The organism is Pseudarthrobacter sp. NPDC080039, assembly GCF_040702335.1.
Classification (GTDB): Bacteria; Actinomycetota; Actinomycetes; order Actinomycetales; family Micrococcaceae; genus Arthrobacter; species Arthrobacter enclensis_A.
The window spans coordinates 43,301-66,994 of the sequence record NZ_JBFBKY010000019.1 but is presented as its reverse complement, the minus strand read 5'-3'; the positions used below and the strand labels follow the sequence as shown (position 1 = coordinate 66,994).

At 65.6% G+C, this 23,694-nt stretch carries 23 protein-coding genes; 8 read left to right on the top strand and 15 right to left on the bottom strand.

The window, feature by feature from the left end; all coding sequences use genetic code 11:
• Nucleotides 1–1,131, bottom strand: coding sequence for a Gfo/Idh/MocA family oxidoreductase (locus AB0313_RS17125; protein ID WP_366306997.1), 1,131 nt, complete (start codon nt 1,129–1,131; stop codon nt 1–3).
• A 283-nt stretch (nt 1,132–1,414) separates the two neighbouring features.
• Here AB0313_RS17125 and AB0313_RS17120 point away from each other — a divergent pair, with 283 nt between their 5' ends.
• Nucleotides 1,415–3,793 (top strand): glycoside hydrolase family 3 N-terminal domain-containing protein, encoded by a 2,379-nt coding sequence (locus AB0313_RS17120; RefSeq protein WP_366306995.1) that lies wholly within the window; start codon nt 1,415–1,417, stop codon nt 3,791–3,793.
• A 67-nt stretch (nt 3,794–3,860) separates the two neighbouring features.
• On the opposite strand, the gene AB0313_RS17115 is transcribed toward AB0313_RS17120, so the two are convergent.
• From AB0313_RS17115 to AB0313_RS17085, 7 genes are all read right to left on the bottom strand, one after another.
• The gene (locus AB0313_RS17115; RefSeq protein ID WP_366306993.1) at nt 3,861–4,538 is read right to left on the bottom strand and encodes a DUF624 domain-containing protein; all 678 of its coding nucleotides are present in this window, start codon (nt 4,536–4,538) and stop codon (nt 3,861–3,863) included.
• Nucleotides 4,539–4,584: 46 nt separating this feature from the next.
• Entirely contained in the window at nt 4,585–6,219 is a 1,635-nt protein-coding gene (locus AB0313_RS17110) for an extracellular solute-binding protein (RefSeq protein WP_366306991.1), read from the bottom strand.
• 6 nt (nt 6,220–6,225) lie between these two features.
• Nucleotides 6,226–7,095, bottom strand: coding sequence for a carbohydrate ABC transporter permease (locus AB0313_RS17105; RefSeq protein WP_307312548.1), 870 nt, complete (start codon nt 7,093–7,095; stop codon nt 6,226–6,228).
• A 113-nt stretch (nt 7,096–7,208) separates the two neighbouring features.
• Complete coding sequence (locus tag AB0313_RS17100; protein ID WP_141943253.1) at nt 7,209–8,189, bottom strand: ABC transporter permease subunit; 981 nt, start codon at nt 8,187–8,189, stop codon at nt 7,209–7,211.
• 9 nt (nt 8,190–8,198) lie between these two features.
• Nucleotides 8,199–10,277: a beta-galactosidase gene (locus tag AB0313_RS17095; protein ID WP_141943255.1), complete on the bottom strand. Its 2,079-nt coding sequence runs from the start codon at nt 10,275–10,277 to the stop codon at nt 8,199–8,201.
• 340 nt (nt 10,278–10,617) lie between these two features.
• Nucleotides 10,618–11,220: a heme-binding protein gene (locus AB0313_RS17090; protein WP_366306989.1), complete on the bottom strand. Its 603-nt coding sequence runs from the start codon at nt 11,218–11,220 to the stop codon at nt 10,618–10,620.
• Between the two features lie 56 nt (nt 11,221–11,276).
• Nucleotides 11,277–11,783 (bottom strand): DUF3592 domain-containing protein, encoded by a 507-nt coding sequence (locus AB0313_RS17085; RefSeq protein ID WP_366306987.1) that lies wholly within the window; start codon nt 11,781–11,783, stop codon nt 11,277–11,279.
• A gap of 133 nt (nt 11,784–11,916) precedes the next feature.
• Between AB0313_RS17085 and AB0313_RS17080 the strand changes: the two genes are divergently transcribed.
• Both AB0313_RS17080 and AB0313_RS17075 read left to right on the top strand, forming a co-directional pair.
• Nucleotides 11,917–12,378, top strand: a complete 462-nt coding sequence (locus tag AB0313_RS17080) for a MarR family transcriptional regulator (RefSeq protein WP_366306985.1) — start codon at nt 11,917–11,919, stop codon at nt 12,376–12,378.
• Complete coding sequence (locus tag AB0313_RS17075) at nt 12,375–13,631, top strand: MFS transporter (RefSeq protein WP_307311561.1); 1,257 nt, start codon at nt 12,375–12,377, stop codon at nt 13,629–13,631. The genes AB0313_RS17080 and AB0313_RS17075 overlap by 4 nt, the downstream gene beginning before the upstream one ends.
• Before the next feature lie 48 nt (nt 13,632–13,679).
• Here AB0313_RS17075 and AB0313_RS17070 read toward each other — a convergent pair whose 3' ends face one another.
• The 7 genes from AB0313_RS17070 to AB0313_RS17040 form a co-directional block, all read right to left on the bottom strand.
• The gene (locus AB0313_RS17070) at nt 13,680–14,027 is read right to left on the bottom strand and encodes a cupin domain-containing protein (RefSeq protein ID WP_141943263.1); all 348 of its coding nucleotides are present in this window, start codon (nt 14,025–14,027) and stop codon (nt 13,680–13,682) included.
• Nucleotides 14,028–14,162: 135 nt separating this feature from the next.
• Entirely contained in the window at nt 14,163–14,549 is a 387-nt protein-coding gene (locus AB0313_RS17065; RefSeq protein WP_141943264.1) for a VOC family protein, read from the bottom strand.
• A gap of 240 nt (nt 14,550–14,789) precedes the next feature.
• Complete coding sequence (locus tag AB0313_RS17060; protein ID WP_141943266.1) at nt 14,790–15,113, bottom strand: hypothetical protein; 324 nt, start codon at nt 15,111–15,113, stop codon at nt 14,790–14,792.
• 70 nt (nt 15,114–15,183) lie between these two features.
• Entirely contained in the window at nt 15,184–15,528 is a 345-nt protein-coding gene (locus AB0313_RS17055) for a DUF1801 domain-containing protein (RefSeq protein ID WP_141943268.1), read from the bottom strand.
• A gap of 111 nt (nt 15,529–15,639) precedes the next feature.
• Nucleotides 15,640–16,557, bottom strand: a complete 918-nt coding sequence (locus AB0313_RS17050; RefSeq protein WP_141943270.1) for a 2-hydroxyacid dehydrogenase — start codon at nt 16,555–16,557, stop codon at nt 15,640–15,642.
• Nucleotides 16,554–17,336: a DeoR/GlpR family DNA-binding transcription regulator gene (locus AB0313_RS17045; protein ID WP_141943272.1), complete on the bottom strand. Its 783-nt coding sequence runs from the start codon at nt 17,334–17,336 to the stop codon at nt 16,554–16,556. Before AB0313_RS17045 ends, AB0313_RS17050 begins: the two co-directional genes overlap by 4 nt.
• 70 nt (nt 17,337–17,406) lie before the next feature.
• Nucleotides 17,407–18,549: a Gfo/Idh/MocA family oxidoreductase gene (locus AB0313_RS17040; protein WP_141943274.1), complete on the bottom strand. Its 1,143-nt coding sequence runs from the start codon at nt 18,547–18,549 to the stop codon at nt 17,407–17,409.
• A gap of 138 nt (nt 18,550–18,687) precedes the next feature.
• On the opposite strand from AB0313_RS17040, the gene AB0313_RS17035 reads away from it, so the two are divergent.
• From AB0313_RS17035 to AB0313_RS17015, 5 genes are all read left to right on the top strand, one after another.
• Nucleotides 18,688–19,590 (top strand): PfkB family carbohydrate kinase, encoded by a 903-nt coding sequence (locus tag AB0313_RS17035; protein ID WP_366306981.1) that lies wholly within the window; start codon nt 18,688–18,690, stop codon nt 19,588–19,590.
• A gap of 21 nt (nt 19,591–19,611) precedes the next feature.
• Nucleotides 19,612–20,496 (top strand): aldolase, encoded by an 885-nt coding sequence (locus AB0313_RS17030; RefSeq protein ID WP_141943278.1) that lies wholly within the window; start codon nt 19,612–19,614, stop codon nt 20,494–20,496.
• 111 nt (nt 20,497–20,607) lie between these two features.
• A complete protein-coding gene (locus AB0313_RS17025) occupies nt 20,608–21,897 on the top strand; it encodes an extracellular solute-binding protein (RefSeq protein WP_307311534.1) in 1,290 nt (429 codons plus the stop codon).
• On the top strand, nt 21,894–22,850 hold the full coding sequence (locus AB0313_RS17020) for a sugar ABC transporter permease (protein WP_141943282.1): 957 nt from the start codon (nt 21,894–21,896) through the stop codon (nt 22,848–22,850). The genes AB0313_RS17025 and AB0313_RS17020 overlap by 4 nt, the downstream gene beginning before the upstream one ends.
• Nucleotides 22,851–22,854: 4 nt before the next feature.
• A complete protein-coding gene (locus AB0313_RS17015) occupies nt 22,855–23,670 on the top strand; it encodes a carbohydrate ABC transporter permease (RefSeq protein ID WP_366306978.1) in 816 nt (271 codons plus the stop codon).
• Nucleotides 23,671–23,694 lie beyond the last annotated feature (24 nt).

Here is a 23,694-nt window from a genome sequence, read left to right as displayed (position 1 = left end):
TCAAACGGCGGTATCGACGGCGGTCCGGTTCAGGGCCGTGGCGTCCAGGACGCGGGTGCCCAGGCCGTCGCCGTCCATGCCGCCGTAAAAGGGATGGCCGGGAACGATCTGTCCGCGGCGTACCGGCTGCCCGGTAAAGGCGGAGGCGTAAATGGCGGCAGCGAGCTCCAGCGTCTGTCTCGCTGAGTCTGCGCCGGCTGGAAGGGGACGGCCGGCGTCGAGAGCGTCATACATGGCCAGGAACTGCGCGGAGTGGCCGCTGCCCTGTTCCAGGGGCCGGGATGTCCATGCTGCGGTGACCTCGTCCTCGTGGCCGGGCGCCCCGGTAACGGTCCAGTTGTCCATGCTGTAGCCGTAAAGGTGGCTCAGTTCCACGGTGGCGTACTCGCAGTCAATCCGGATGTCCGAGGTTTCCCGTGGCGACAGCAGCGAGTTGATCATGGTGGCCACCGCGCCGCTGCGGAACCGGACCAGGGCGGCGGACAGGTCCTCAGTGGATGTGGCGCGCGCCTGCCGTCCGGCAACCGCGGTCACCTCCTCCCAGGGACCCATCAGGTGCAGGAGCAGATCGAACTGGTGGATGCCGTGGCCCATGGTCGGTCCACCGCCCTCGGCGTTCCAGGTGCCACGCCACGGCAGATCCCAGTAGCTGTCCGGACGGTACCAGAGGGTGTCGCACCGGGCCACCAGGGGCCGACCGAATTCCGATCCTCCGATCAGGTGCCTGGCCGCGGCGGATGCGTCCCCGAACCGGTGCTGGAATACGCAGGAGAACTGGGCGCCGCCCGTGGCCTGCGCCGTTTCCAGCCGGTCGAAGTCCGCCAGGCTGAGGGCCGGGGGCTTCTCGGAGAGAACATGGACACCAGCCTCCAGGGATTCGATGGCTTGGTCGATGTGGAACATGGGCGGGGTGCAGAGGTGGACGATGTCAGGCTTGGCTCCTGCCAGCAGTTCGGCCAGGGTGAGGTATGTGGCGGGGATGCCGTGTTTACCGGCAAAGTCATCCAGCCTGCCCTGGTCCACGTCGCAGGCGGCCACGAGTTCGGCGCGGCCGCCCGTCCGCGCCAGGTTGTCCGCGTGCACGGCAGCGATCCCACCGGTGCCCACTATGGCCACTTTGTACGTCTGCATGTTCTCTCCGTCGTTGCAGTGAAGGTATTGCCGTGAAGTTGTTGCCGCAGCGCCATCCGGCGTTCTGTATGCCAGGGCTGCGGTTGACCCGGGGCTACCCTGACATCGCGAGAAACTTTCTGTACCCAAGTCGAAGTTTCCGGCTGATGCGCGACGCCATAGTCCGGGCCTTGCTCCAACCGTAGGAAGGTTTTAATTCCAGAGTCAAGGCTTTTGCACCTAGAAACTAAACATAAGTTTCTGATACTTTCTTAGAAACTTCTTCCGATCCTAGGAGACGCCCGTGACCAGCGGTGCCGCCGAAAAGCAAGCTTTCACCCCGCCCCCGGCCGGCGATGAGCCCGCTGCCGCCGTCGAACGCCTTTCCATCGACGAGCTGGTGCGGCACATGACGCTGGAGGAAAAGCTGGCCCAGCTGGTGGGTGTGTGGGTGAATGCTTCCACTGAGGGCGACTCGGTGGCCCCATTGCAGAATGAGATGGCCGGCGACGCCCGCTCCTGGGACGACGTGATCTCGGCAGGCCTTGGCCAGATCACCCGCATGTACGGGACGGTTCCGCTGGAGCCGCTCGAAGGGGCGCGCCGGCTGGCCGCCGCGCAGGAGCAGATCATGGCCGCTTCACGGTTTCGTATCCCCGCGCAGGTGCATGAGGAATGCCTTGCCGGGCTGGCCGCCTGGAAAGCAACGGCCTTTCCCGTACCCCTGGCATGGGGCGCCACCTTCAACCCGGCACTGGTGCGCCGGATGGCTGGCCTGATAGGCGCCCAGATGCGGGAACTTGGCGTCCACCAGGGCCTGGCACCGGTGCTGGATGTGGTGCGCGACCTCCGCTGGGGCCGGGTGGAGGAAACCATTGGCGAGGACCCCTACCTGGTGGGCACCGTGGCAAGCTCCTACGTCCAAGGGCTGGAAGCGGCAGGAATCGTGGCCACCCTCAAGCACTTCGTGGGCTACTCCGCCTCACGCGCCGGGCGGAACCACGCGCCGGTCTCCATGGGCCCCCGGGAGCTCGCGGACGTGATGCTGCCTCCGTTCGAGCTGGCCATCAAGGAGGGCGGGGCCCGCTCCGTGATGCACGCCTACACTGACACCGACGGCGTCCCCGCCGCGGCCAACCGCGCCCTGCTGACCTCCCTGCTGCGCGACGAGTGGGGCTTCGCCGGGACAGTAGTGGCGGACTACTTCGGCATCGCGTTCCTCAACGCCACGCACGGTATCGCCGCCGATTCCGGGGAGGCTGCAGCTCTCGCGTTGGCAGCGGGCGTCGACGTGGAGCTGCCCACGGTGAACTGCTACGGCACGCCCCTGCTTGAGCGCGTGCGCTCCGGCGAGGTCCCCGAATCCCTGGTGGACACTGCACTCCTGCGGGTGCTCCGGCAGAAGCAGGAAGCCGGGCTGCTCTCGCCGGGCTTCGACCCCGCTCCCCCGGCCCTGGCTGCCGGCGCCATCGACCTTGACCCGGCGGCCCACCGGGCACTGGCCCGGGAGATCGCGGCACAGTCACTGGTGCTGCTGACCAACAGGACGCACGACGACGCGCCAAGCCTGCCGCTGCCTGCGGCGGCTTTGGCGTCGCTGGGCGTCGTGGGGCCGCTGGCGCAGGACCCGTTCGCCATGCTTGGCTGCTATTCCTTTGACGCCCACGTGGGCGCGTCCCATCCCGAGGTGCCCATGGGCATCCGGGTTCCCACCGTGGCCGGTGCTGCGGCCGGGCGCTTTGGCCACATCCGGACCGCGGCCACGGGAACGTGCGAGGCCATCAGCGAGGAGCAGATCCTGGAGGCCGCCCGGATCGCGTCAGTCGTGGATACCTGCGTGATCGTGGTGGGTGACAACGCGGGCCTCTTTGGCCGCGGTACCTCCGGCGAAGGCAACGATGCCGCCGACCTGCGGCTCCCCGGCGACCAGCACCGCATGCTGGAACAGGTCCTCACCGCGGCCAACGCTGCCGGGACGCGGACCGTCGTCGTGGTCCTCAGTGGCCGGCCCTACGCCCTGGGCGACTTCGCAGGCAGGGCCGGGGCAATCGTCCAGGGGTTCTTCCCGGGCGAGGAGGGCGCCGAGGCGCTGTGGGACGTCCTGACCGGGGCTGTGAGCCCCTCCGGCAAGCTGCCCGTCTCCGTGCCGCGGACCTCCGGCGGACAACCCGGCACCTACCTGCACAGCCGCCTGGCCGGGCCCTCCGGCGTCAGCGCGCTGGACCCATCGCCGCTGTTCGCTTTTGGCCATGGCCTGTCCTACACGACCTTTGAATATTCCTGCCATACGGCCAGCGAGCCGACCATAACGACGTCGGGCGCCGTCACCGTGGGATGCACGGTGGCCAATGCGGGCCCGGTTGACGGGGCGGAAGTGGTGCAGCTGTACCTCGAGGACCCGGTAGGCGAGGTGGTCCGCCCTGTCCGGGAACTGATCGGCTACGCCCGGGTGGAACTTGCTGCCGGCGCATCGGCCCGGGTGGAGTTCACGGTGCACGCGGACCGGACGTCCTTCACCGGAGTGGACCTGAAACGGGTGGTGACCCCGGGCCTGGTGAAGCTGCACGTTTCGACATCCAGCAGCCAGGACATCCACACCCACGAACTCATCCTGCACGGCGGGCGCCGCGTGGTGGGCTTTGACCGGGAGATGCTGACACCGGTGACAGTGACGCTGAGCTAGCCAACCGGGAGCCGAAGGCCGCGCCGGAATTTCCGGCGCGGCCTTCGGGCTTCTTGTCCGTGCCCGGCTAGGCCGTGAATTTCTCCTCAACCAGTACCAGCAGCGGGCGGGAGTTCAGGCACACCAGGAACACCACTGCCCCGGCGAGCAGCGGCAGCAAGTACGTGGTGGTCATCAGCAGCAGGGTGCCGGTGACGAACAGGATGCCGGCGTTGCCCAGTGAGGCCCGCTTCCTGGCACTGAAGCTGTACAGGGAGAGCCGGTGAAGGTCCCGGGTCCGGAACGAAAACCGGGACAGCAACAGCAGCGCCTGCAGGCCCGCGGTGGCCACGAGCAGTGCGAGGACCAGCAATGCCAGCCGGAACGCCGGCGCGGCCGGCCCGAGCGACGGCAGCCCCGCGAGGTTGACCGCAATGACGGCCAGGACCAGCAGGTACGGCAGCCACACCTGCAGGGCCTGGCCCACATTCATCCTGTAGCCGCGGACAAAGTCCCGGTACACCTGGCCCTCATGCCCGCCAAGCATCCGGTTGAACGCGTACGTGCACGCCACCAGGGCGGGACCGGCCGGAACGAGCGCCGGCAGGACCAGCCAAAACCCAGTGAACGGGGCCGCCAGCAGTGCCGCCACCGGCAGCACATTGGCAAGCACCAGCAGGGCAGAGCCCGTCATCACGCCCGCCACGGTGCCGGCCGCCCTGAACAGGGGGCCGGCACCGTACTCCGCCTTCTTCTGATCCACCATCTGCCTTCCGGTCACCGCGGCAGGCCAGGTGCCCCTGTCGTCCGCCCTACTTCTTGTCCGCGTAGGCCTTGTACGCCTTGTTGGCCAAATCTACATACTTGCCCATGCCCTTGCTGTCCAGCTCCTTGACGTAGGCATCGAACTCGGAGAGGGGCCGTTGCCCGGTAATGAACTTGAGCGTGTTCTGCTTGACGTGGTCCTTGAGCGGGGTAAGCGTCAGCGTGGCCTGCTCCCGGTCGGCGTCGCTGAACGGCACCGGCGGCGCCACCGGCTTGGGCGTCTTGCTCTTCATGGCCTTTTGGAACGCCAGTTCCTCGTCGTTGAAGGTGGACTGCAACAGGTCTGTGGTGCCGCCGTAGGAGAAGTTGCCGCCGGAGAAGCCGTAATCCACACGCAGGTCCTTGGTGCCGGCCGGGTTCAGGCCCTGGAAGTTGATGTCCTTGGCCAGGACCCGCTTGCCGCCCTCTTTGTTGTACGTGGTGCCCTGCACGCCCCACTTGGAGAACTCCTGGCCGGCGTCGCTGTAGAACAGCCAGTCGATGTACTGCATCAGCGCAACAAAGCTGTCCTTGTCCTTGACGGACGAGTTGAGCATGATGCCGTTTTCCAGCCGGGAACCGCCGATGACGTCGCCCGCGGGGCCGCCCGGGACGGTGATCTTGCGGACCGCGAAGTTGCCCTTGCCCAGCGACTGCTCCATGGACGTGCGGTAGGTAATGATGTTCTGCGAGTTGGCGCTGATCACGAACGACTTCCCGGAGGTGAACTTCTGGATGGCCGCGTCGTCGCTCTGGGTGAAGCTTTCCGGGTCCATCAGGCCCTCGGAGACCAGGGAGTTGAAGTAGGTCACCAGGTCCTTGAACTGGCTGGAGGCCGAGCCGAAGGTGAATTCCTTCTTGGTGTCGTCGAAGGTCAGCCCGTCCACCAGGCCCCAACCGGCAACCGTGCCATAGGCTGTGCCGGCAATGTTGAGCACGCTGTTGCCGTTGAAGCGGTCGGAGAAAGGCACCACGTCCGGGTGGTTCTTCTTAAGCTTGCGCAGCACCTCGCGGAACTCGTCCCAGGTCTTGGGCTCGGCGATGCCGTCCTTCTCCAGCACGTCCGTGCGGAACGCCAGGGTGTAGTCGGGCCACAGCTCCTCATGCAGGCCAGGGAGGACATAGTACTTGCCGTCCGCCTGGGTGAGGCCGGCGATCTCCGGCTCCAGCTTCCACTTCTTGACCTTGTCCCGGTAGTGGGGCATGAGGTCCACGTAGTCGCTGACCGGAAGGACCGCGCCGGAGGACACATAGGCGCTCTCCTGGCCGGGGTAGGTCTTGGCAATAATCTCGGGCGCCTTGCCGGAGCTGATCAGGAGGCTGCGCTTCTGCTCGTAGTCGCTGCTGGGGACGATGGTGGGCTGCAGCGTGACGTTGTTGTCGCTGGCCATCTTGGTGAACAGCAGCCAGTCCTTCTTGTACGGGTAGGTGGGCTGGTCACTGAAGAGGAACGTGAAGCTCAGCGGCGCCGTCGCCTTGAACGTGTCGCCCACGCCGAAGCTGTCCATCGCACCGTTGCGGGCCTTTGAGGTGTCCACCTTGCTGCCGGAATCTGAGTCGCACCCGGCCATCACCAGGCCGAAGGCTGCGAGCGCTGACAGGCCGAGGAAGTCTCGTCTGCGGATCATGGGTTTTCCTTTCATAACGGGTTATTCCTTGACGGAGCCGAGCATGACGCCCGAAAAGAAGTACTTCTGGACGAACGGGTAGACGCACAGGATGGGAATGACGGTGAGCACGATGGTCACCGACTGGATGTTGGCCGCAATCTGGCCCACGTTCTCGGCCGTGCCGCCGGCGGAGCCCGCGGTGGTGACGCCGGCAATCATGTTGCGGAGGTAGATGGTCACCGGAAACAGGTCCGGGTTGTCCAGGTAGAGGAACGCCTGGAACCAGGAGTTCCAGTTGGCCACGGCGTAGAACAGCACCATGGTGGCCACGATGGCCTTGCTCAGCGGCAGCACCACCTTGAACAGGACGCCGTACTGGGTGAGGCCGTCGATGGCGGCCGCCTCCTCCAGTTCCCGCGGCATGTTCTCGAAGAACGACTTCATGATCAGCAGGTTGAAGACGCTGATGGCGTTGGGCAGCACTACAGCCCACAGGGTGTCCCGCATGCCCAGCGAGGTGATGAGCACGTAGTTGGGGATCAGGCCCCCGTTGAAGAACATGGTGAATACGGCGATGCCGATGAACACGCTGCGGCCCTTGAGCTCCTTCTTGGCAATCGCGTAGGCGAAACTGGTGGTCAGCACCATGGAGATGGCCGTGGCCACCACGGTGTACAGGACGGTGTTGCCGTAATTCCGCCAGAACACCGGGTCCGCCAGGATCAACTGGTAGGTCTCGGTGTTGAACCCCAGTGGGAACAGGTTGACCTGGCCGGCGTTGATGAACCCTTCGCTGGAGAAGCTCTGGGCCAGGATGTTCAGGAACGGGTACACCGTCAGGAACACCACCACCAGCAGGAAGGCCAGGTTCACCACCCGGAACACCCGCATGCTGCGGGACACCTTCATGTCCTTGACCAGGACTCCGGTGTCCTTCCGTGCCGGTTTCACCGGGCCCTCTTTCACCTGGCCGTTTTTCGCTGCCGGCTCTTTCACTGCGGTCCCTTTCACGGTGGCCCCTTTCACCACAGGCTCGTTCCGGCGAGCCGTTTGGAAATGGCGTTCGCGGAGAGGATCAGCGTGAGGCCGATGACGGATTCGAACATGCCGATCGCGGCCGCATAGCTGAAGTTGGAGGATTCCAGGCCAACCCGGTACAGGTAGGTGGAGATGACATCCGAGGTCTGGTAGTTGAGCGGGTTGTAGATCAGCAGGATCTTCTCGAAGCCCACGGCCATGAACGTGCCGATGTTCAGGATCAGCAGCGTGATGATGGTGGGCCGGATGGCCGGGAGGGTCACGTGCCAGGTCTGCTGCCACCGGTTGGCGCCGTCGATCCGGGCAGCCTCATACAGAGACTCGTCCACCCGGGTCAGTGCGGCCAGGTAAAGGATGGCGCCCCAGCCCATGGTCTGCCACACCTCGGAGCTGATGTACATGGGCCGGAACCAGGCCGCGTCCTGCGTGAAGTTCACTGTGGTGCCAAACACCGTGTTGGCGATCTGGTTCACCGTGCCGGTCATGGAGAAGTTCTGCAGGATCATGCCGGCGATGATCACCACGGACATGAAGTGCGGCAGGTACGCCACGGTCTGGACAAACTTCTTGAACTTCTGCGAGCGCAGCTCGTTGAGCATCAGCGCAAAGATGATGGGCATGGGGAAGCAGAACAGCAGCGTCAGCACGCCCAGGATGATGGTGTTCTGGAATGCCTGCCAGAAGCTGGGGTCGTTGATGAACAGGGTGACGTACTTCAGCCCCACCCACTTCTCGCCGAAGATGCTGCCGCCGGGCTGGAACTGCCGGAACGCGATGACGTTGCCGGCCATGGGCAGGTACCGGAAGATGGCGAAGTAGGCCAACGGCAGCAGCACCAGCGTATAGAGCCGCCAGTCGCGCTTGATGGCCAGCTTCCAGCCGCCGGGCTTGTTCCGGGGTTTTTCCTTGCTGCCGGGTTGGTCTGCGGTGACCGCCTCGGGAGGTACTTCCAATCGCATGGCCATAACTGCCTCCTACCGGCCGGTTTCTGCGTGTGTGCGTACGTGTTCTTCAGCTGCCTCTTCCAGGACCAGGACCCCGTTGGCGGCAAGTTCCACGGCCCCGGTGATGCGGGTCCGGGTGAGCACGTCCGTGCCGCCTGCCCCGACGTCCACCCGGGCGGGTGCGTCGTTGTGGTTGAGGACCAGCAGGTAGCTGCGTCCGTCGCCCGTACGACGCCGGGCCTGCACTCCCAGCGGGGCGTCCAGTTCCGGGCGGATCCCGGCAGCAGTCCGTTCGGCGTCGAGCAGTTCCTCCAGGAAGGTGTTGTCCACCCTGGCCGAGAGGTAAACGGCGGTGCCGCGGCCGAAGCTGTTGCGGGTCACGGCCGGCGAGCCGGCCAGCCTGCCCGAGGCGTAGCTGGCCAGCACGTCCGCCGAGGTGGTGTGCAGGTGCTCAGTCCAGTACCCAGCTGAGGCCGTGCCGCCGTCGGCCGTTGAAAGCTTTACTGTCTCGCCCTCCGCGGCGAGCGGGTGCAGCTCCTCGCTCCACGCGCCCAGGACGTTGCGGAGGGCGCCCGGGTAGCCGCCCAGCCGGATGGTGTTGTCCTGGTCCACGATGCCGGAGAGATAGCTGGCCACCAGGCGGCCGCCCCCGGCCACGTACTCCTCGATGTTCCGTGCGGCGTCGTCGGTGAGGAGATAGCTCGCGGGCAGGACAACCAGGCTGTACCGGCTGAGGTCGCTGGAAGTGTCCACGAAGTCCACGGTGATGTTGGCGTCGAAGAAGGGCCGGTACAGGCGGAGGACTTCCTGCGCGTAGTTCAGGTCCGAGCGGGGCGAGTTGCCCAGTTCCAGGGCCCACCAGCAGTCCCAGTCGAAGACGAGTGCCACTTTGGCAGTGGAACGGGCGCCGGTGATTCCTGCCAGGTTCTTCAGTTCGCGGCCCAGTTCGCAGACCTCCCGGAATACGCGGGTGTCCGGCCCGGCGTGGTTGACCATGCCGGAGTGGAAGCGTTCGGTGCCGCCCTTGGCCTGGCGCCACTGGAAGAAGAGGATGGAATCGGCTCCCTGCGCGATTGCCTGGTAGGAGCCCAGGCGCATCTTGCCGGGGAGCTTGGAGACGTTGACGGACCATTGGCTGACGGCTGCGGTGGCTTGTTCCATCACCAGCCAGGGCTGGCCCTTCCGCAGTGAGCGCATCAGGTCGAAGTTGAGGGCGGCGGCAACGTGGGCGTCTTCTTCACGCGGGTCCGGGTAAATGTCCAGCGCCGCGGCGTCTTCCTCGGCGGCCCAGGCCCAGTAGTCGTTGTTCTTGTAGAAGCGCATGAAGTTGGTGACGACCGGCAGGTCCGGCGTGTGCCGGCGCAGGATGTCGCGCTCGGCCTTGTAGTGCGCCAGCATGCTGTCCGAGGTGAACCGGTGGTAATCCAGGCGCCGGGACGGGTTGGACCAGGTGCGGGGCTGGGCCGGTGCGTTAACCTGTGCCCAGTCGGAGTAGACCTGGCCCCACACATCCGTGCTCCAGGCCCGGTTCAGTTCGTCCAGGTTGCCGTACTTCGCCTGCAACCATTCCCGGAAGGCGCGGTCCGCGTGCGGCCCGTAGGAGACCGGGCCGTACTCGTTATTGACGTGCCACATGCACAGGGCGGGATGGGCGGCATACCGCTCCCCCAACTTCTCCGCCATCGCAAGAGACTTTGCCCGGTAGGCGGGGTGGGAAACGTCGAAGTGCTGGCGGGAGCCGAAGCCGAAGGTGCTGCCGTCCGCCAGGACGGGAAGGATGTCCGGGTGCCGGGCGATCAGCCACGCCGGCGGGACGGCATCCGGGGTGGCAAGGTCCACACCGATGCCGTTCGCGTGCAGCAGGTCCATGATCTCGTCCAGCCACCCGAAGTCGTAGACGCCGTCCGCCGTTTCCAGCCGGCTCCAGGAGAAGACGGCCAGGGTGACCAGGTTGACGCCCGCTTCCTTCATGAGGCGCACGTCCTCGTCCCACACTGCGCGCGGCCACTGTTCCGGGTTGTAGTCACCCCCGTACGCGATACCACCAAGCCGCTCATGCAGGCGCTTAAGCCGGTGTTCGGGAGTATGGGTGCGTTGCTCGCTGGTCATCATCGTCCTTTGGTTGGCATGTTGGCCGCGGGCTCCCCACCAGTGCGACCTGCATCACAAAGAGAAACTATCGTAAACTTTCAGCAATAACAACAGGGGTGGGCAAAGTGGGAGGAGGCTTCTATTCAAGCTGCCACAAGGGATGAGCACGCTAACAGGCTAGGATGCGCCTGACTTTGCTCGCTCGCCTGGCAATCGAGGGAAACGCCATAGCGCGGCTTTTCGGCGGCAGAGGGAAAGTATCGGACCAGCAGCCCGGACGTCACGAAAGAAGACGCCTAACGCGAGCGGAAGTTTCCGGAAAGCCTGTAAAGGTGGGCAGGGATTGCCTGCGGTGCGCTCAGGCGCGTGGCCCAGCGTCGCCAGGATCGGACCCGACGACGTCCTGGACGACTTCGTTGTGGCGCAGGAACCACGGCTTGAAGGGTGGGTCGAAGCGGGCATACCGGGGAGCTCCCACCGGGGTGAGCCCGGCAAGTTTCAAAGCCGCCTGCAGCCCGGTGTTGTGCCGCTGGAAGGCTGACGCAGAGCCGCCACCGGAAAACCCCATGACCGCGGCAAGGGAACCTGGTACGGCCCGCACCTTGACCTTCGGATCGTTGGGCACCGGAGCATCTTCAGCCGTAATTCCGGCAGGCAGGACGAAAGCCACCGAATACTCGCCTGGCTTCTCGCTGTCGGGCGTCGGCCCACTTTGCAGCACCGGGGTGGTCATGCCCAGCTTCTGCGGCCCCTGCTCCTGAATCACCGGCGCAGTCATGGCGATCTTCTGGCGCGCCGTGTTGCTGCCGCTGATGTAGTTGAAGAGATAACGGAAGGCGGCATTGCCGGCGCGGTCGAAATCCGCAGCCACCGTCACTTCGGCCACGACATAGTCCGGATACCGACGGAGTTCAAAGTGCGGATAGCGCCGGACCAACTCATAAGGCTGCTGTTCAGTCATGGTGCTCAGAGCCTACGCCGATGGGGCCGCAGCAGCCAGAGCCGTAACGCCCCCACTCACCCGACGCGTTTAGGGCTGCGCCTCCGGAAGAAACGGCGCAGCGCACCAACTCCCGCCAGAACGGCGGCCAGGAGGCCTATCGCGCCAAAGATCACGGTCAGGACAACACCCGCACCGCGGAACCACACACCGTCACTCTGATAGCCGAGAACTATCGCCCTGCCGGGGTCGGTACCGGCATAGACAACCGTTGCCTCGTCGCCCACCACTGGGTGCTGGTCGTGGTCCACCGCCGCGAACGTCCGGTGGGCCGAATCATCCGCCGCCGCGAAGTCAACCTGTATGCGGCGGTTCGAGGCCTTGGCGACGTCGTCGAAGTGGACGATTGTCCCGGTGGCCTGGACGCCTGTGCGCGCAAGCTCCGCATCTGCGTTGATCATGAAGCTGCCCACGCCGATCATGATGGGGCCCAGGCAGAGGACCAGGACGGTCACCGCCAGGCTCAGCTTCTTCTTCCACGTCAGCGCGGGTTTTCGGTTTCCGTCAGCTCTGCCCCCAGTCACGGATCCTATTCTGCCTGAGTCTGTCGCCAACGCCACACCCAAAACCGTTGCCACGGGCAAGCATTTCGGACACAATAGTTAGCAGAACTAATTAGCAGTGCTAAGGATGCATGCAGGAGGCGCACCCGCTTATATGTCCCCTACCTCAACGAAGAACCAGCCAGCCGCAGATCCCACCGCCCCGGACACCCTCGCCATCGATCTCCGCACCGCCGTCATGCGAACCTCGCGCCGGCTCCGGGTCGAAGCCACCGGCGAGATCATCACCCCCGGCCAGTACACCGTCCTGGCCCTCCTGAACGGCAGCGGACCCAGCACGCTCCGGGCCCTCGCCCAAAGCGAGCACGTCCAGGCGCCGTCCATGACCAGGATCGTCAACGCGCTGGCGGACCAGGGCTTCGTCACCAGGAGCACCCATCCCGACGACGGCCGCCAGGTCCGCGTGGACATCACAGATGCGGGCAGGACAGTCCTGGCAGAGGCACGAAGCCAGCGGACCGCCTGGCTGGCCCAGCGCGTGGCAGGCCTCAGCGAGGAAGACCGGCTTGTCCTCAGCCGCGCAGCCCGGATCATGCAGGAAATGAGCGGCAAATGAGTGCAATGTTCCGGGCTCTCGAAAACCCCAACTACCGCATCTGGGCCAGCGGCGCGATTGTCTCCAACATCGGCACCTGGATGCAGCGCGTGGCCCAGGACTGGCTGGTCCTGACCGTCCTCACCGACCACTCGGGTGCTGCGGTGGGCCTCACCACCGGCCTGCAGTTCCTGCCCATGCTGCTGTTCGGCCCCTACGGCGGAGTGCTGGCGGACCGTTACCGCAAGCGCATCATCCTCATGTGGACGCAGCTGGCAATGGGGTTCACCGGCCTTGCCATCGGGCTCCTGGTAGTCACCGGCACGGCCCAGCTGTGGCACGCCTACGTGGCGGCGTTTTGCCTGGGGGTCGCGAGCGCCGTGGACGCGCCCGCCCGGCAGGCTTTTGTGTCCGAACTGGTGGGCCAGGACAACATTTCCAATGCGGTGGCGCTGAACTCGGCGTCCTTCAACACCGCCAGGCTCACGGGGCCGGCCATCGCCGGCGTGCTCATCGCCTGGGTGGGCACCGGTCCCGTGTTCCTTCTGAACGCCGCGAGCTTTGCCGCCGTCCTGGTCTCGCTGTTCAGGATCCGCCTCACCCAGGCCGCCCCAGGCGGGAAGGGCGTCCGGAACAAGCACCAGGTCGTCGAAGGAATCAGGTACGTGCGCCGGAGGCCCGACCTGATGCTGATCATGGTCCTGGTAGGCATCCTGGGCGCGTTCGGCATGAACTTCCCCGTGATCAATTCGCTGATGGCCACCACAGAGTTCAGCATGGGACCCAGCGAATTCGGGCTCCTGGGCTCGATCATGGCCGTGGGCACCCTGGCAGGCGCCCTCCTCGCGGCGCGCCGATCCGGCCCCCGGCTGCGGTTCCTGCTGGGCGGGGCGCTGGGGCTGGGGATCTTTACGGTCCTTGGCAGCGTCGCGCCGACGTTCTGGGTTTACGCCGCCGTCCTGATTCCCGTGGGCCTGGCGTCCATCACCTTCCTGAACAGCTGCAACACCAGCATCCAACTCTCCGTGGAGCCCCAGTTCCGCGGCCGCGTCCTGGCCCTGTACCTGGCCATCCTTCAGGGTGGGACCGCGGTGGGTTCACCGCTGGTCGGCTGGATCGGCAGCCAGTTCGGCGCCCGATGGGCGGTCGCGGTGGGCGGGATCGTTGTCCTCGTAGCGGGCATTGCCGCCGTGGTTGCGGTGACCCGGCGGAACCGGCTCACCTTTCGGGGCGCAGTCCGGATGGCAATTGGCAGGCGGGAGCCCGCGGTGTGAGCAGGGCGGCTGGCCTATCCTTCACAAGGTTGCCCCAGGCAAAGCGCTCTATGCCGGCTTGGTGACGATGTCCACCGAGATCTCCACGGCCGGGAGCGTTCCGCGGTTCTCCAGCCAGTGGTTGGTGTTGCGGTCCTCCGGCCATCCCACGCCCGGCCCGTATTCTGTGGCCAAGCCATCCCGGTGGTCGGTGATGGTCCCTTGCAGGATGTACACCGTTCCGGGCCGCCCTGCGTGATCGTGAAGGGGCCCGAACACTCCGCCGGGTTCGATGGTCACCATCCTCATCCGCAGTTGGCGGCCCTCCATGCCGTCGATCTCGCCGGCGAGGTCCACCGTTGCCAGCAATTCCACCGTGACGCCCCTCGTCGCCTGTTCCGCCTTCTCCACGCCCATCGCTTCCCTTTCCGTTGGACACACACGACGGCGGCGCCGGCCCGCCGCTGCAGCGCACCCGGGTGACGGGTGCTTTGGGCGGTGCGTGCCGGCGTCGTCGTTGTTTTCAGAGCCTGCGCCTGCAGGCCCTGACGGTCAAGACGGAATCGAGGAAATGTTCAGGATGTTTCCCTCGCTGTCCAGGAACCATGCCGCCTGGCCGTAACCCTCCATCGTTGCGATGCCGTTCTCGGTCTTCAGCCCAGGCATGTCATAGTCCTCGAAAACCACGCCCCGGGCCCGCAGTTCATCCACGTCCCGTTGAACGTCATCACTGGCCCAGCCAATTTGCGTGTTCTTGGCCGAGCCGGCGTTGTCCGTCTGGTAGATCAGGAACGATGTCCCCTTCCCGCAGCGGTAGACAAGGCCGCCATCAGCCATCGTCCGCTCGGGCTCAAACCCCAATTTGTCCCGATAAAACTCCCTGGCCCGGTCAATATCCTTCGCAGGCAAAACAGCCATGACTTCCATATCTTTGAGCATGACAAATCTCCTTGTGCTTGGATGGCGTTTGCTCTCCCCCTGAAACAGTCCGGCCGTCCCCCGCCGGGCCTCGTGGCCGTCCTTCCCGCCGATTGCCGGGGCGGCCGCCTGGAACCACGCCTGCCGCCATGGCAGCAGCCATCGACGCGGGGTTCCCGAAGTCTACGGGGACATTATGGGCCCGAAAATCACACAGCGGAATAGGCTATTTATTTGCCGTCCTGCTGCCGTTTTGGCCTGCTACCTCCGCACGGCGCGGACTGTTTTGCGCACCGCAGCGGCCGCCACGGATACCAACGGAACCAGGCATACCAGGGCGGCGATGGTGTTGGGGCGGAAGGCGGGCCGGCCATTGACGGTGCGGTACACCCCAAGGGGGACAACGAAGCCACCGCCTCCACCGCCGGAGGCCCCCTCTTCTGATTCCGTCCCGCCGCCGAAGCCGAAGGACACCAGCGCCACCGGCACGATCTCCTCCCCGCCCAGGTTCACAGGGGTGCCGTAGGCGCGCGAGACGCCCATGTTCTTGAACGAGTCCGCCAGGGATGCAAGAGTGTCAGCCATGGCAACAGGCTAGGCAGCGGGCCGTATAACCGGAAGGACCGGAAGTCCTGCTCAGCGCGGTCCCGGACCCCTACTTCCGGATTTCCGCCATCCGCAGCCTGACGATGTCCGCCAGCACGTCATCCGGCACAGGATGGTCAGCGGTAAAGCGGATGGTTCCCTTGGACAGCGAGTAACCTTCCAGGCGGCCCGCCACCGCTTCTACCACGGCGGAGGAGAACGGGAAGATGGAAAGGTGCGTGGCTGCGGCCACGGCCGCGACCAGGGGTTTGCCGTCCAGCTTCAGTGCGGGCATGCCGTAGCTCATGCCCTCCGCGGCATCGGGAGCGAGGGACCGTGCGATCTGCACCACGCGCTGGAGGCAGCTGCGGTCCGGTTCGTCCAGTGCGGCCAGCGCATCATCCACAGCCCCCATCAGGAACCCCAGGTCTTCCGTGCTGCAGGCTCATCGGCAGAGACGGGCATGACGGCGCTGCGGCCCTCGGATGTGGACATGCGCCCAGCATAGGGCCGGGAACCGCTGCCGTTAAGGGAGGACAACATTCACCGGGTCCTTGCCCTCCTGCAGGAGCCCGATCTGCTTCCTGAGCAGGCGCACCATGCGGGGGAACATGGCAGAGCTGGCACCGCCGACATGCGGGGTGATGAGGACGCCGGGAGTGGTCCACAGCGGGTGGTCGGCCGGCAGTGGCTCCGGGTCCGTCACGTCCAGGGCAGCCCGAAGCCGGCCGCTAGACGTCTCGGCGAGCAAGGCGTCCGTGTCAGCCACCGGCCCGCGGGCCACGTTCACCAGCAGCGCACCGTCCGGCATGGCGGCCAGGAACTTGGCGTCCACCAGCCGTCCAGTCTGCTCGCTCAAGGGAACACTGACCACCACGATCTCGTGCAGCGGCAGCTGCTCATACAGCGAGTCGATCCCATAGATGGTGCCGCGTTCGTCTTCCCGCGCACGGCTGGCCATCCGGGTGACCTCCGTTTCGAACGGCAGGAGCCGGGCCTCGATGGCTTTGCCCACTCCCCCGTAGCCCACCAGCAGCACACGCCTGTCGGCAAGGCTGGGGCGCTGGCTGTTGTCCCACGTCCCGTTCACCTGGTTCCGGACAAAGTCAGGTATCCCGCGCTGGGAGGCCACCATCATGCCCACGGCGAGCTCCGCCGTGGACGTCTCATGGACTCCCGCCGCGTTCGCGAAGGTGACACCGTCGGGCAAAACCGAGGCGACGCCGTCGTACCCGATGGACTGGCTCTGCACCAGGCCGACGTCCACGCCCTCCAGCGCGGCAAGCGCCGTCGGCTTGCCCATGTACCCCGGCACCAGCAGGTCCAGCCGGCCCTCCGGAGCAGGCCCCGTTAGGTCCCAGAGGACAAATTCGACGCCGTCCATGGGCGCAAGTGCGTCCAGCAGGTTTTGGGCGGGCAGGCACACGCGGAGCCGGGCGCTCATGCGGCGACCATCAGCTTCACGTTGGCGGCGCTCAGGGCGTTCTCGATTTCGCGTGGCGGCGGCGCATCCGTCACCAGGAGGTCCACCGCGTCGAAAGCCGCCAACCGCGCGAGCGCGTACCGCAGCATCTTCTGGTGGGTTGCCACCACCACCACCTGTTCCGCCGAATTCATAAGGGCGATCTTAGTGGCGCGCTCCACGTCCCGCTCGATGTAAAACGCTTCGTCGTGGATACCGGTCACGCCGATGAACGCTGTCTTGGCCCGCAGGCCGGCGGCGGCACCGACGGTCATGGGGCCGTTAAAGGCCTGGCTGTCCAGCAGCAGTTCCCCGCCCAGGCAGATGGTCCGCGCTGCCGTCAACTGAAGGCAGCGCTGAAGGGCGGGCACGGAGTGCGTGATGATGGTGCCGGTAAAGGACGTGGGCAGTTGCTGTGCAATCTGGTACGTGGTGGTGCCGGCATCCAGGATGATGGCGTCACGTTCCCCGATCAGCGACACACAGGCCCGGGCCACGCGGAGCTTTGCGTCGGCGTCCTCCCGGACCCTTGCGGCAAAGTCCGCACTCTGGCCGTGGCCGTCCACGGCGCTGACCCCGCCGTGGACCACCCGGGCCAGCCCGCGCTTGGACAGGACCCGGGTGTCACGCCGGACCGTCATGTCAGAGACGGAGAACCTCACGGCCAGATCGTTCGTGGAGATGAACCCCCTCCGGCCCAGCTCATCAAGGATGGTCTGCTGACGGGGCGTCAGCGGCCCTTCCTTTTGTGCGGTACCCATAGGCCGTTCTCCCTCCCCAATATGCCGGGCAGGCGCCTGGCGGGATGTTGCAATTCCAACATGTATCTTCTTACGAACGTACCCCGATGGCGGCATCGGCAAGCTCCACGGGGCGCCCTTCCTTAATAGAACGCTCAGCCGCCAGGCCCATCCGCACCGACTGCAGCCCGTCAGCGACGGTCACTTCCACCGGCCCTTCGCCCAGGATGGCCTTCCGGTAGCCCAGGTGTTCGTAGTAGGTGGAACCGTGGTGGGCGCCTGCTGCGAGGACGGCCTCATCCACCGGAACCTCATGCTTTTCCGGACCCAGCGGGGCCCGCGGGCTGAACTCAACGGTTGCTTCCGCCTCGTCACCGGGGATCCAGTGGTTGGCTGCAACCGGGATCAGGGTCTCGATCTTGGCGGCGTCACCTACGATGGAGATGCGCTCCTGGAACTTGGACCCTTCAGCGAACATGGACAGCTCCAACATGGCCCGGCGGCCGCCCTTGAAGTCCACGATGACGTACGCATTGTCCACCATGTCGGAGACCCGGCCGTCATAGACCTCGTCCATGTGGTTCACATCGTGGCCGCCGCTGGCGTAAACACGGACAGGTTCGTCCTGCAGGATCAGCCGCATCAGGTCGAAGAAGTGGCAGCACTTTTCCACCAGCGTGCCGCCGGTCCGCTCGGCGAAGCGGTTCCATGCATCCACCTTGTGCAGGAACGGGAACCGGTGTTCCACGATGGAGAGCATGTAGATGTTGCCCAGCTTGCCGCCATGCGCTGCCTGGATGACTTCCTGGACTGGGGGCATGTACCGGTATTCCATGGCCACCCATACCGGAGCGGGGTAATTGGCGGCGAGCGCCTCCAGTTCGTCGGCCTGCTCCGCGCTGGTGCATACGGGCTTTTCCACGAGCACGGGCAGGTTGGTTCCGCTGGCGAAGATGTCCTTCAGGATTCCAAGGTGCGTGTCGTTGGGGCTGGCGATGACCAGCGCATCCACCAGGCCGGAGGCCAGCAGTTCGTTGTGGTTGGAAAAGGTCTGCACCTCATAGCCGATTTCCTTGGCCGTCTCCGCCAGGGACGAGGGCGTCGGATCCGAGACTGCGGTGATCGTGCTTCCCGGGATCAGGGCGAGGTTCCTGACATGTTCACGGGCCATATGGCCGGCCCCGATCAGGCCGTACCGGATTGTCCGTACTGATTCCGCAGTAGGCAATGACATGAACTGCTCCGTTTCTCTACGTTGAGTGGGGGGACCGCGGCGTTGCTTCCCAAACACAACTATACAGAAAGTGTTGTTTTTCCAACATACCGTGTGTATATTTCTTCAGTACCAGCCGGAACTACAACGAGGTGGATCGTGCCCCAACCGACAACTGGAACCCTGCTCTTCGTAGGATGCGCCACTCTTGACTCCATTGCCCTGGTGCAGGATTACCCGGCTGCGGACAGCCGCACGGTTGCCGCGGATTTTGCAACGGCGGGTGGCGGCCCGGCGGCTACCGCAGCTGTGGCGGCGGCCCGGGCAGGGGCAAGGACAGCCTTTGCGGGCGTCCTGGGCATGGACGAGGAAGGTGACCGCATCATCCACGGCCTTGAGGCCGAGGGCGTGGACACGTCCGCCGTGGTCAGGGACGCCGGCGTCAAAACCGGGGCCAGCGTGATCGTGGTCAGCAGGGCCACCGAAAGCCGGGCCATCGTCACCCGCCCGGTGCCGCCGGTCAGCTTCCCCGCAGGCAGCACCTTTTTCGAGCTGCTGCAGTCCGCGGCGTGGGTCCACACCGACCACCTGGGCTGGAACGCCGTGGCTAACGCGTCCGGCCGTCCCGCCCGCCTCAACATCAGCGTCGACGCCGGCAATCCGATCCCGGACTTCAGCCCCCGCGGCCTCGCCCTCTATGTCCCCACCATTGAAAGGCTTCGTGCAGAGTACGGCGAGGACCTCTCCCCTGGAGCGCTCCTGCAGAAAGCGCTCGACGGCGGCGCCTCCGCCGTCGTCGCCACCGCCGGCTCAGACGGTGCCTGGGTTTTGGAACGGGGCGGCGAACCCGTCCACGTACCCGCAACCCCCGCGACCATCGTGTCCACCCTCGGGGCCGGCGATGTGTACCACGGCGCCCTGCTCGCCGCCGTCGCAGCCGGCCTTCCCCTCGTGGACGCCGCCGCATTCGCCGGCCGCACCGCCGCCGCGTCGTGCGGCGGCCTCGACGGCCGCTCCGCCATCCCGCACCAAATCATCAATTCCGTCCCAGCATCCATCTGAACCAGCTGAAAGAAGCAGCCCATGAGCCCCACAGACCTCTCCCCCCTCCAGCGCCCGTCAGGCGCCTTTGCGATGCTCGCCGTGGACCAGCGTGAAGCAATGCGGAACATGTTCGCCGAGCACACCGACCAGCCCGTCACCGACGAGGACCTGCGCGACTTCAAGCTCGAAGCCGCCCGGATCCTTACCCCTTACGCCTCGGGCATCCTGATCGACCGCCAGTTCGCCCTCGACCAGGCCATCGAAGCGGGCGTGGTGGATCCCAGCTGCGGTCTTATTGCCTCCGCCGACCACTTCGAGTCCGCACACGGCGAGCTGGTGGGCGAGGTGACGATCGACCGTCTCGTGGACCCGCACAAGTACAAGGCCCTGGGCGTCAAGGCCCTCAAGCTGCTGGTGCTCTACCGGCCCGATGAGCCCTCCGAGGGCCGCGTGGCGATGGTCCGGGAATTCGTGGAGAGCTGCCGGTCCGCCGGGCTGATCAGCATCATTGAACCCGTCTCCCGCAAGCCCCTTGCCGGCGGCGACTTTGACTGGAACGCCGGAATCCTGGCCGCAGCCAAGGAACTCGGCAGCCTGGGCGCCGACCTCTACAAGGCCGAGGTCCCCTTCAAGGGGCAGGCCTCCGAGGATGAGGTCCGCGCCGCATGCGCCGAACTGACCAAGGCCATTGACGGCCCCTGGGTGGTCCTCTCCTCCGGTGTTCCCGAGGACGTCTTCCCCGACGCCGTCCGGTGGGCCTGCCTGGAAGGTGCCAGCGGCTTCCTCTCCGGACGCGCCGTCTGGGCGTCCTGCATCGGCGAGCCCGACGTCGTCAAGTCCCTGTCCACCGATGCCGTCCGCCGGTTGCAGCGCCTCTGCGCCGTGGTGGACGACGTCGTGTCCGCCCAAAGGACCAATGCCTAGGCACTTCTGCCGCACCACAGCACCGTCACGGGGGCCTGGCCCCCGTCCAGTAGTCAGCAAGCCCACCAGTAAGCAAGCAAGGCACAGCAACCACTCAACGAGGAGATTATTGTGAGTCAGATTTCACGCAGGCAGGCAGTCGCCCTTCTCGGGGCCATGGGCTTTGGCGCCGCTGCCGCAGCGTGCGCCGGACCCGGCGGTTCCACCAAGCCCGGAGGGGCCACCGGACCGGCTGCGCCTTCCACCGGAGCCGTGACCGGCAAGGTGTCCTTCGCCCACTGGCGCGGCGAGGACAAAGCCGTGTTCGACGAACTCATCAAGCGCTTCACCGCAAAGCACGATGGCGTCGAGGTGGCCCAGGACATCTCCACCTCCAACGACTACAACGCCCAGGCACTGCAGAAGCTGCGCGGCGGCGCCATCGGCGACGCGTTCGCCACCTTCCGCGGCGCACAGTTCAAGAACTTCACCGAGGCCGGGATCTACACCGACCTCAAGGACAGCCAGGCGGTGAAGAACTACCAGAAGGGGCTTCTGTCCGCCGGCCAGAACGGCGACAGCCAGCTGGGGCTGCCCTACCAGGTGGTATTCCCCATGCCCATGGCCAACCTGGACCTCTTCGACAAGGCCGGCGCGGACACCGCCCCGAAGAACTGGGACGCCTTCCTGGGCATGTGCGAAAAGCTCGCCGCCGCCGGGGTCATCCCCATCTCCTGGCCAGGCGGCGATGTCGGAAACGGCGGCCAGCTGTTCAACTGCATGATCGCCAACAACGCCCCCGTGGACGACATGTGCGCCCAGATCGAACAGGGCAAGCTCAAGTGCACCGACGACTGGTTCATCAGGATGCTCAACCAGTACAAGGACCTGAAGCCCTTCGTGCAGCCCAACGCCACCGGCACCGCGGTTGAACCGGCCCAGAACCTGTTCTCCCAGGGCAAGGCCGCCATGCTGGCCACCGGTTCGTACCACCTCGCGGCCGTCCGGAGCCTGGGAGCCAAGTTCCCCATCGACTTGGTGTTCCCCAACACCACCTCCGATGGCAAGGGCAAGTATGAGGGAGCCTACAACGCCACCTTCATCCTGGGCGTCAACTCGGCCAGCAAGAACCAGGCCGCCGCGGCAGCCTGGATCGATTTCCTCTCCGAGCCGGAAAACGCCGGTTATTACGCCAACCAGACGGCCCAGCATGTGTCCGTGGACAAGGTGGAGTACACCAACCCGGACCTGAAGCGCCTGAGCCCCTGGCTGCAGAAGAAGACAGCGCTCGCCGCCCGGTTCCAGTTCAATAACCTCGATGTCCGCAACGCGGTGGAGGCCAGCGCCACGGCCGTCATCTCCGGCACCAGCCCGGAGCAGGCAGCCGCTGCCGCCCAGAAGATTGTTGACGAACGGCTATGAGCATCCATCCCGGAACGGCTGCCAAGCGCAAGGCGCCGGACAGCCATACCCCCGCAAACCCTGCAAAAGTGCGCCGCCGCTCCCCCACCAGGGTGAATCCGGCACTGTACCTGTTCCCGCTGCCCGCCGTCGCCGTCATCGCCTTCTTCCTGGTGATGCCCACGCTGCAGGCCTTCCAGTACGCCATCACGGACTGGAACGGCTTCTCAGCCGCGTTCAACTATGTGGGCCTGGATAACTTCATCCGCGCGTTCACCAAGGACTCGCTGTTCACCAACGCCCTGACCAACAACCTGAAGTTCGTGCTCCTGGTGGTGATCGCCCAGACGGCGTTCTCTTTGGTCCTGGCGCTGCTGCTGACCAAGAACTCGCGGGGCAGCATCCTGCTGCGGGCCCTGTTCTTCTTCCCCACCATCCTGTCCTCGGTGTCGGTGGCCTTCATCTGGAAGTTCATCTACGACCCCAACTTCGGCCTGGCGAACACCGTTCTTCGCACGGTGGGGGTGGACGGCGGCGCCTACCTTGGCAACGACGCCCAGGCCTTGTACTGGGTGGCCGTCACCCAGGTCTGGTTCCACTCGGGCCAGATGATGGTGGTCTACATCGCGGGGCTGCAGGCCATCCCCAAGGAACTCTACGAAGCGGCAGAGATGGACGGTGCCAACAAATGGCAGCAGTTCAAGTCCATCACCTGGCCGTTCGTGGCCCCGGCCACGTCCATTGTGGTGGCCTACACCACCGTGCAGTCGTTCAAGGCTTTCGACCTCATCCTCGGCATCGCGGGCAACCCGCCCAAGGCCGCGCTGGACATCCTGTCCACCCGCATCTACAGCACCTTTGCCAATTCGGAGTTCGGCTACGCCGCCGCCCAGTCGATCATCTTCATGGCGATGATCGCGCTGGTCACGTGGCTCCAGCGCCGCCTGCTCCGGCTGACCCCGAAGGGGGACTAGCAGCATGCTCGCCTCAGTAAGCCGCCGCGCCATCCTGGCCATTTACGCGGTCATCATCATTATTCCGCTGACCGTGGTGGCCTTCGGCAGTTTCAAATCCACGCAGGAACTGTTCGCCGGGCCCTTCAGCCTGCCGCATTCCCTCGCCCCCGACAACTTCACCGATGTGGTGGGCGGCCAGAACCTGGGCTCGTCCTTCATGAACAGCGTGATCGTCACCGGCATCTCCGTACCGCTCACCCTGTTCCTGGCCAGCCTGGCCGGCTACGCGGTGTCCCGCCTGAAAGGGTTCATGTCCTGGGCCATCTTCGGCTTCCTGGTCCTGGGCATGGCCATCCCGGCGCAGGCCAACATGGTGCCCTTGTACGTCCTGTTCGGCCGGCTGGGCCTGCTGGACAATCTGGCCGGCCTGATCCTGGCCAACGTGGTGTCCACGCTTCCCATCGCCGTGTTCATCCTGGGCGGGTTCATGCGGACCCTGCCCAAGGAACTCTACGAAGCCTCCTCCATTGATGGCAGCGGGCCGTGGAAGACCTACTCCTCCATCGCCCTGCCGCTGTCCGCACCGTCCATCGCCGCGGCCGCCATCTTCCTGTTCGTCATCCACTGGAACGAACTCCTCTACCCGCTGCTGTTCATCCAGACCCCCGGAAACCGCACCCTGCCGCTGGCACTGCTGAGCTTCCAGGGCGAATTCCAGACCAACTACCCGCTCTTGTTCGCCGGCGTCATCCTGGCGTCCCTGCCCGTGGTGGTGGCCTACGTCTTCCTGCAGCGCTACTTCGTGGCCGGCATCACGGCAGGCGCAAGCAAGGGATGAGTACGACGACGACGGGCGGCACCG

Excerpts from the sequence above, each read along its gene's own strand:
- AB0313_RS17125 (WP_366306997.1), bottom strand. The coding sequence starts at position 1,131 with ATGCAGACGTACAAAGTGGCCATAGTGGGCACCGGTGGGATCGCTGCC.
- AB0313_RS17115 (WP_366306993.1), bottom strand. The coding sequence starts at position 4,538 with ATGGTGGATCAGAAGAAGGCGGAGTACGGTGCCGGCCCCCTGTTCAGG.
- AB0313_RS17110 (WP_366306991.1), bottom strand. The coding sequence starts at position 6,219 with ATGAAAGGAAAACCCATGATCCGCAGACGAGACTTCCTCGGCCTGTCA.
- AB0313_RS17105 (WP_307312548.1), bottom strand. The coding sequence starts at position 7,095 with ATGAAGGTGTCCCGCAGCATGCGGGTGTTCCGGGTGGTGAACCTGGCC.
- AB0313_RS17100 (WP_141943253.1), bottom strand. The coding sequence starts at position 8,189 with ATGGCCATGCGATTGGAAGTACCTCCCGAGGCGGTCACCGCAGACCAA.
- AB0313_RS17095 (WP_141943255.1), bottom strand. The coding sequence starts at position 10,277 with ATGACCAGCGAGCAACGCACCCATACTCCCGAACACCGGCTTAAGCGC.
- AB0313_RS17090 (WP_366306989.1), bottom strand. The coding sequence starts at position 11,220 with ATGACTGAACAGCAGCCTTATGAGTTGGTCCGGCGCTATCCGCACTTT.
- AB0313_RS17080 (WP_366306985.1), top strand. The coding sequence starts at position 11,917 with ATGTCCCCTACCTCAACGAAGAACCAGCCAGCCGCAGATCCCACCGCC.
- AB0313_RS17075 (WP_307311561.1), top strand. The coding sequence starts at position 12,375 with ATGAGTGCAATGTTCCGGGCTCTCGAAAACCCCAACTACCGCATCTGG.
- AB0313_RS17070 (WP_141943263.1), bottom strand. The coding sequence starts at position 14,027 with ATGGGCGTGGAGAAGGCGGAACAGGCGACGAGGGGCGTCACGGTGGAA.
- AB0313_RS17065 (WP_141943264.1), bottom strand. The coding sequence starts at position 14,549 with ATGCTCAAAGATATGGAAGTCATGGCTGTTTTGCCTGCGAAGGATATT.
- AB0313_RS17060 (WP_141943266.1), bottom strand. The coding sequence starts at position 15,113 with ATGGCTGACACTCTTGCATCCCTGGCGGACTCGTTCAAGAACATGGGC.
- AB0313_RS17055 (WP_141943268.1), bottom strand. The coding sequence starts at position 15,528 with ATGGGGGCTGTGGATGATGCGCTGGCCGCACTGGACGAACCGGACCGC.
- AB0313_RS17050 (WP_141943270.1), bottom strand. The coding sequence starts at position 16,557 with ATGAGCGCCCGGCTCCGCGTGTGCCTGCCCGCCCAAAACCTGCTGGAC.
- AB0313_RS17045 (WP_141943272.1), bottom strand. The coding sequence starts at position 17,336 with ATGGGTACCGCACAAAAGGAAGGGCCGCTGACGCCCCGTCAGCAGACC.
- AB0313_RS17040 (WP_141943274.1), bottom strand. The coding sequence starts at position 18,549 with ATGTCATTGCCTACTGCGGAATCAGTACGGACAATCCGGTACGGCCTG.
- AB0313_RS17030 (WP_141943278.1), top strand. The coding sequence starts at position 19,612 with ATGAGCCCCACAGACCTCTCCCCCCTCCAGCGCCCGTCAGGCGCCTTT.
- AB0313_RS17020 (WP_141943282.1), top strand. The coding sequence starts at position 21,894 with ATGAGCATCCATCCCGGAACGGCTGCCAAGCGCAAGGCGCCGGACAGC.
- AB0313_RS17015 (WP_366306978.1), top strand. The coding sequence starts at position 22,855 with ATGCTCGCCTCAGTAAGCCGCCGCGCCATCCTGGCCATTTACGCGGTC.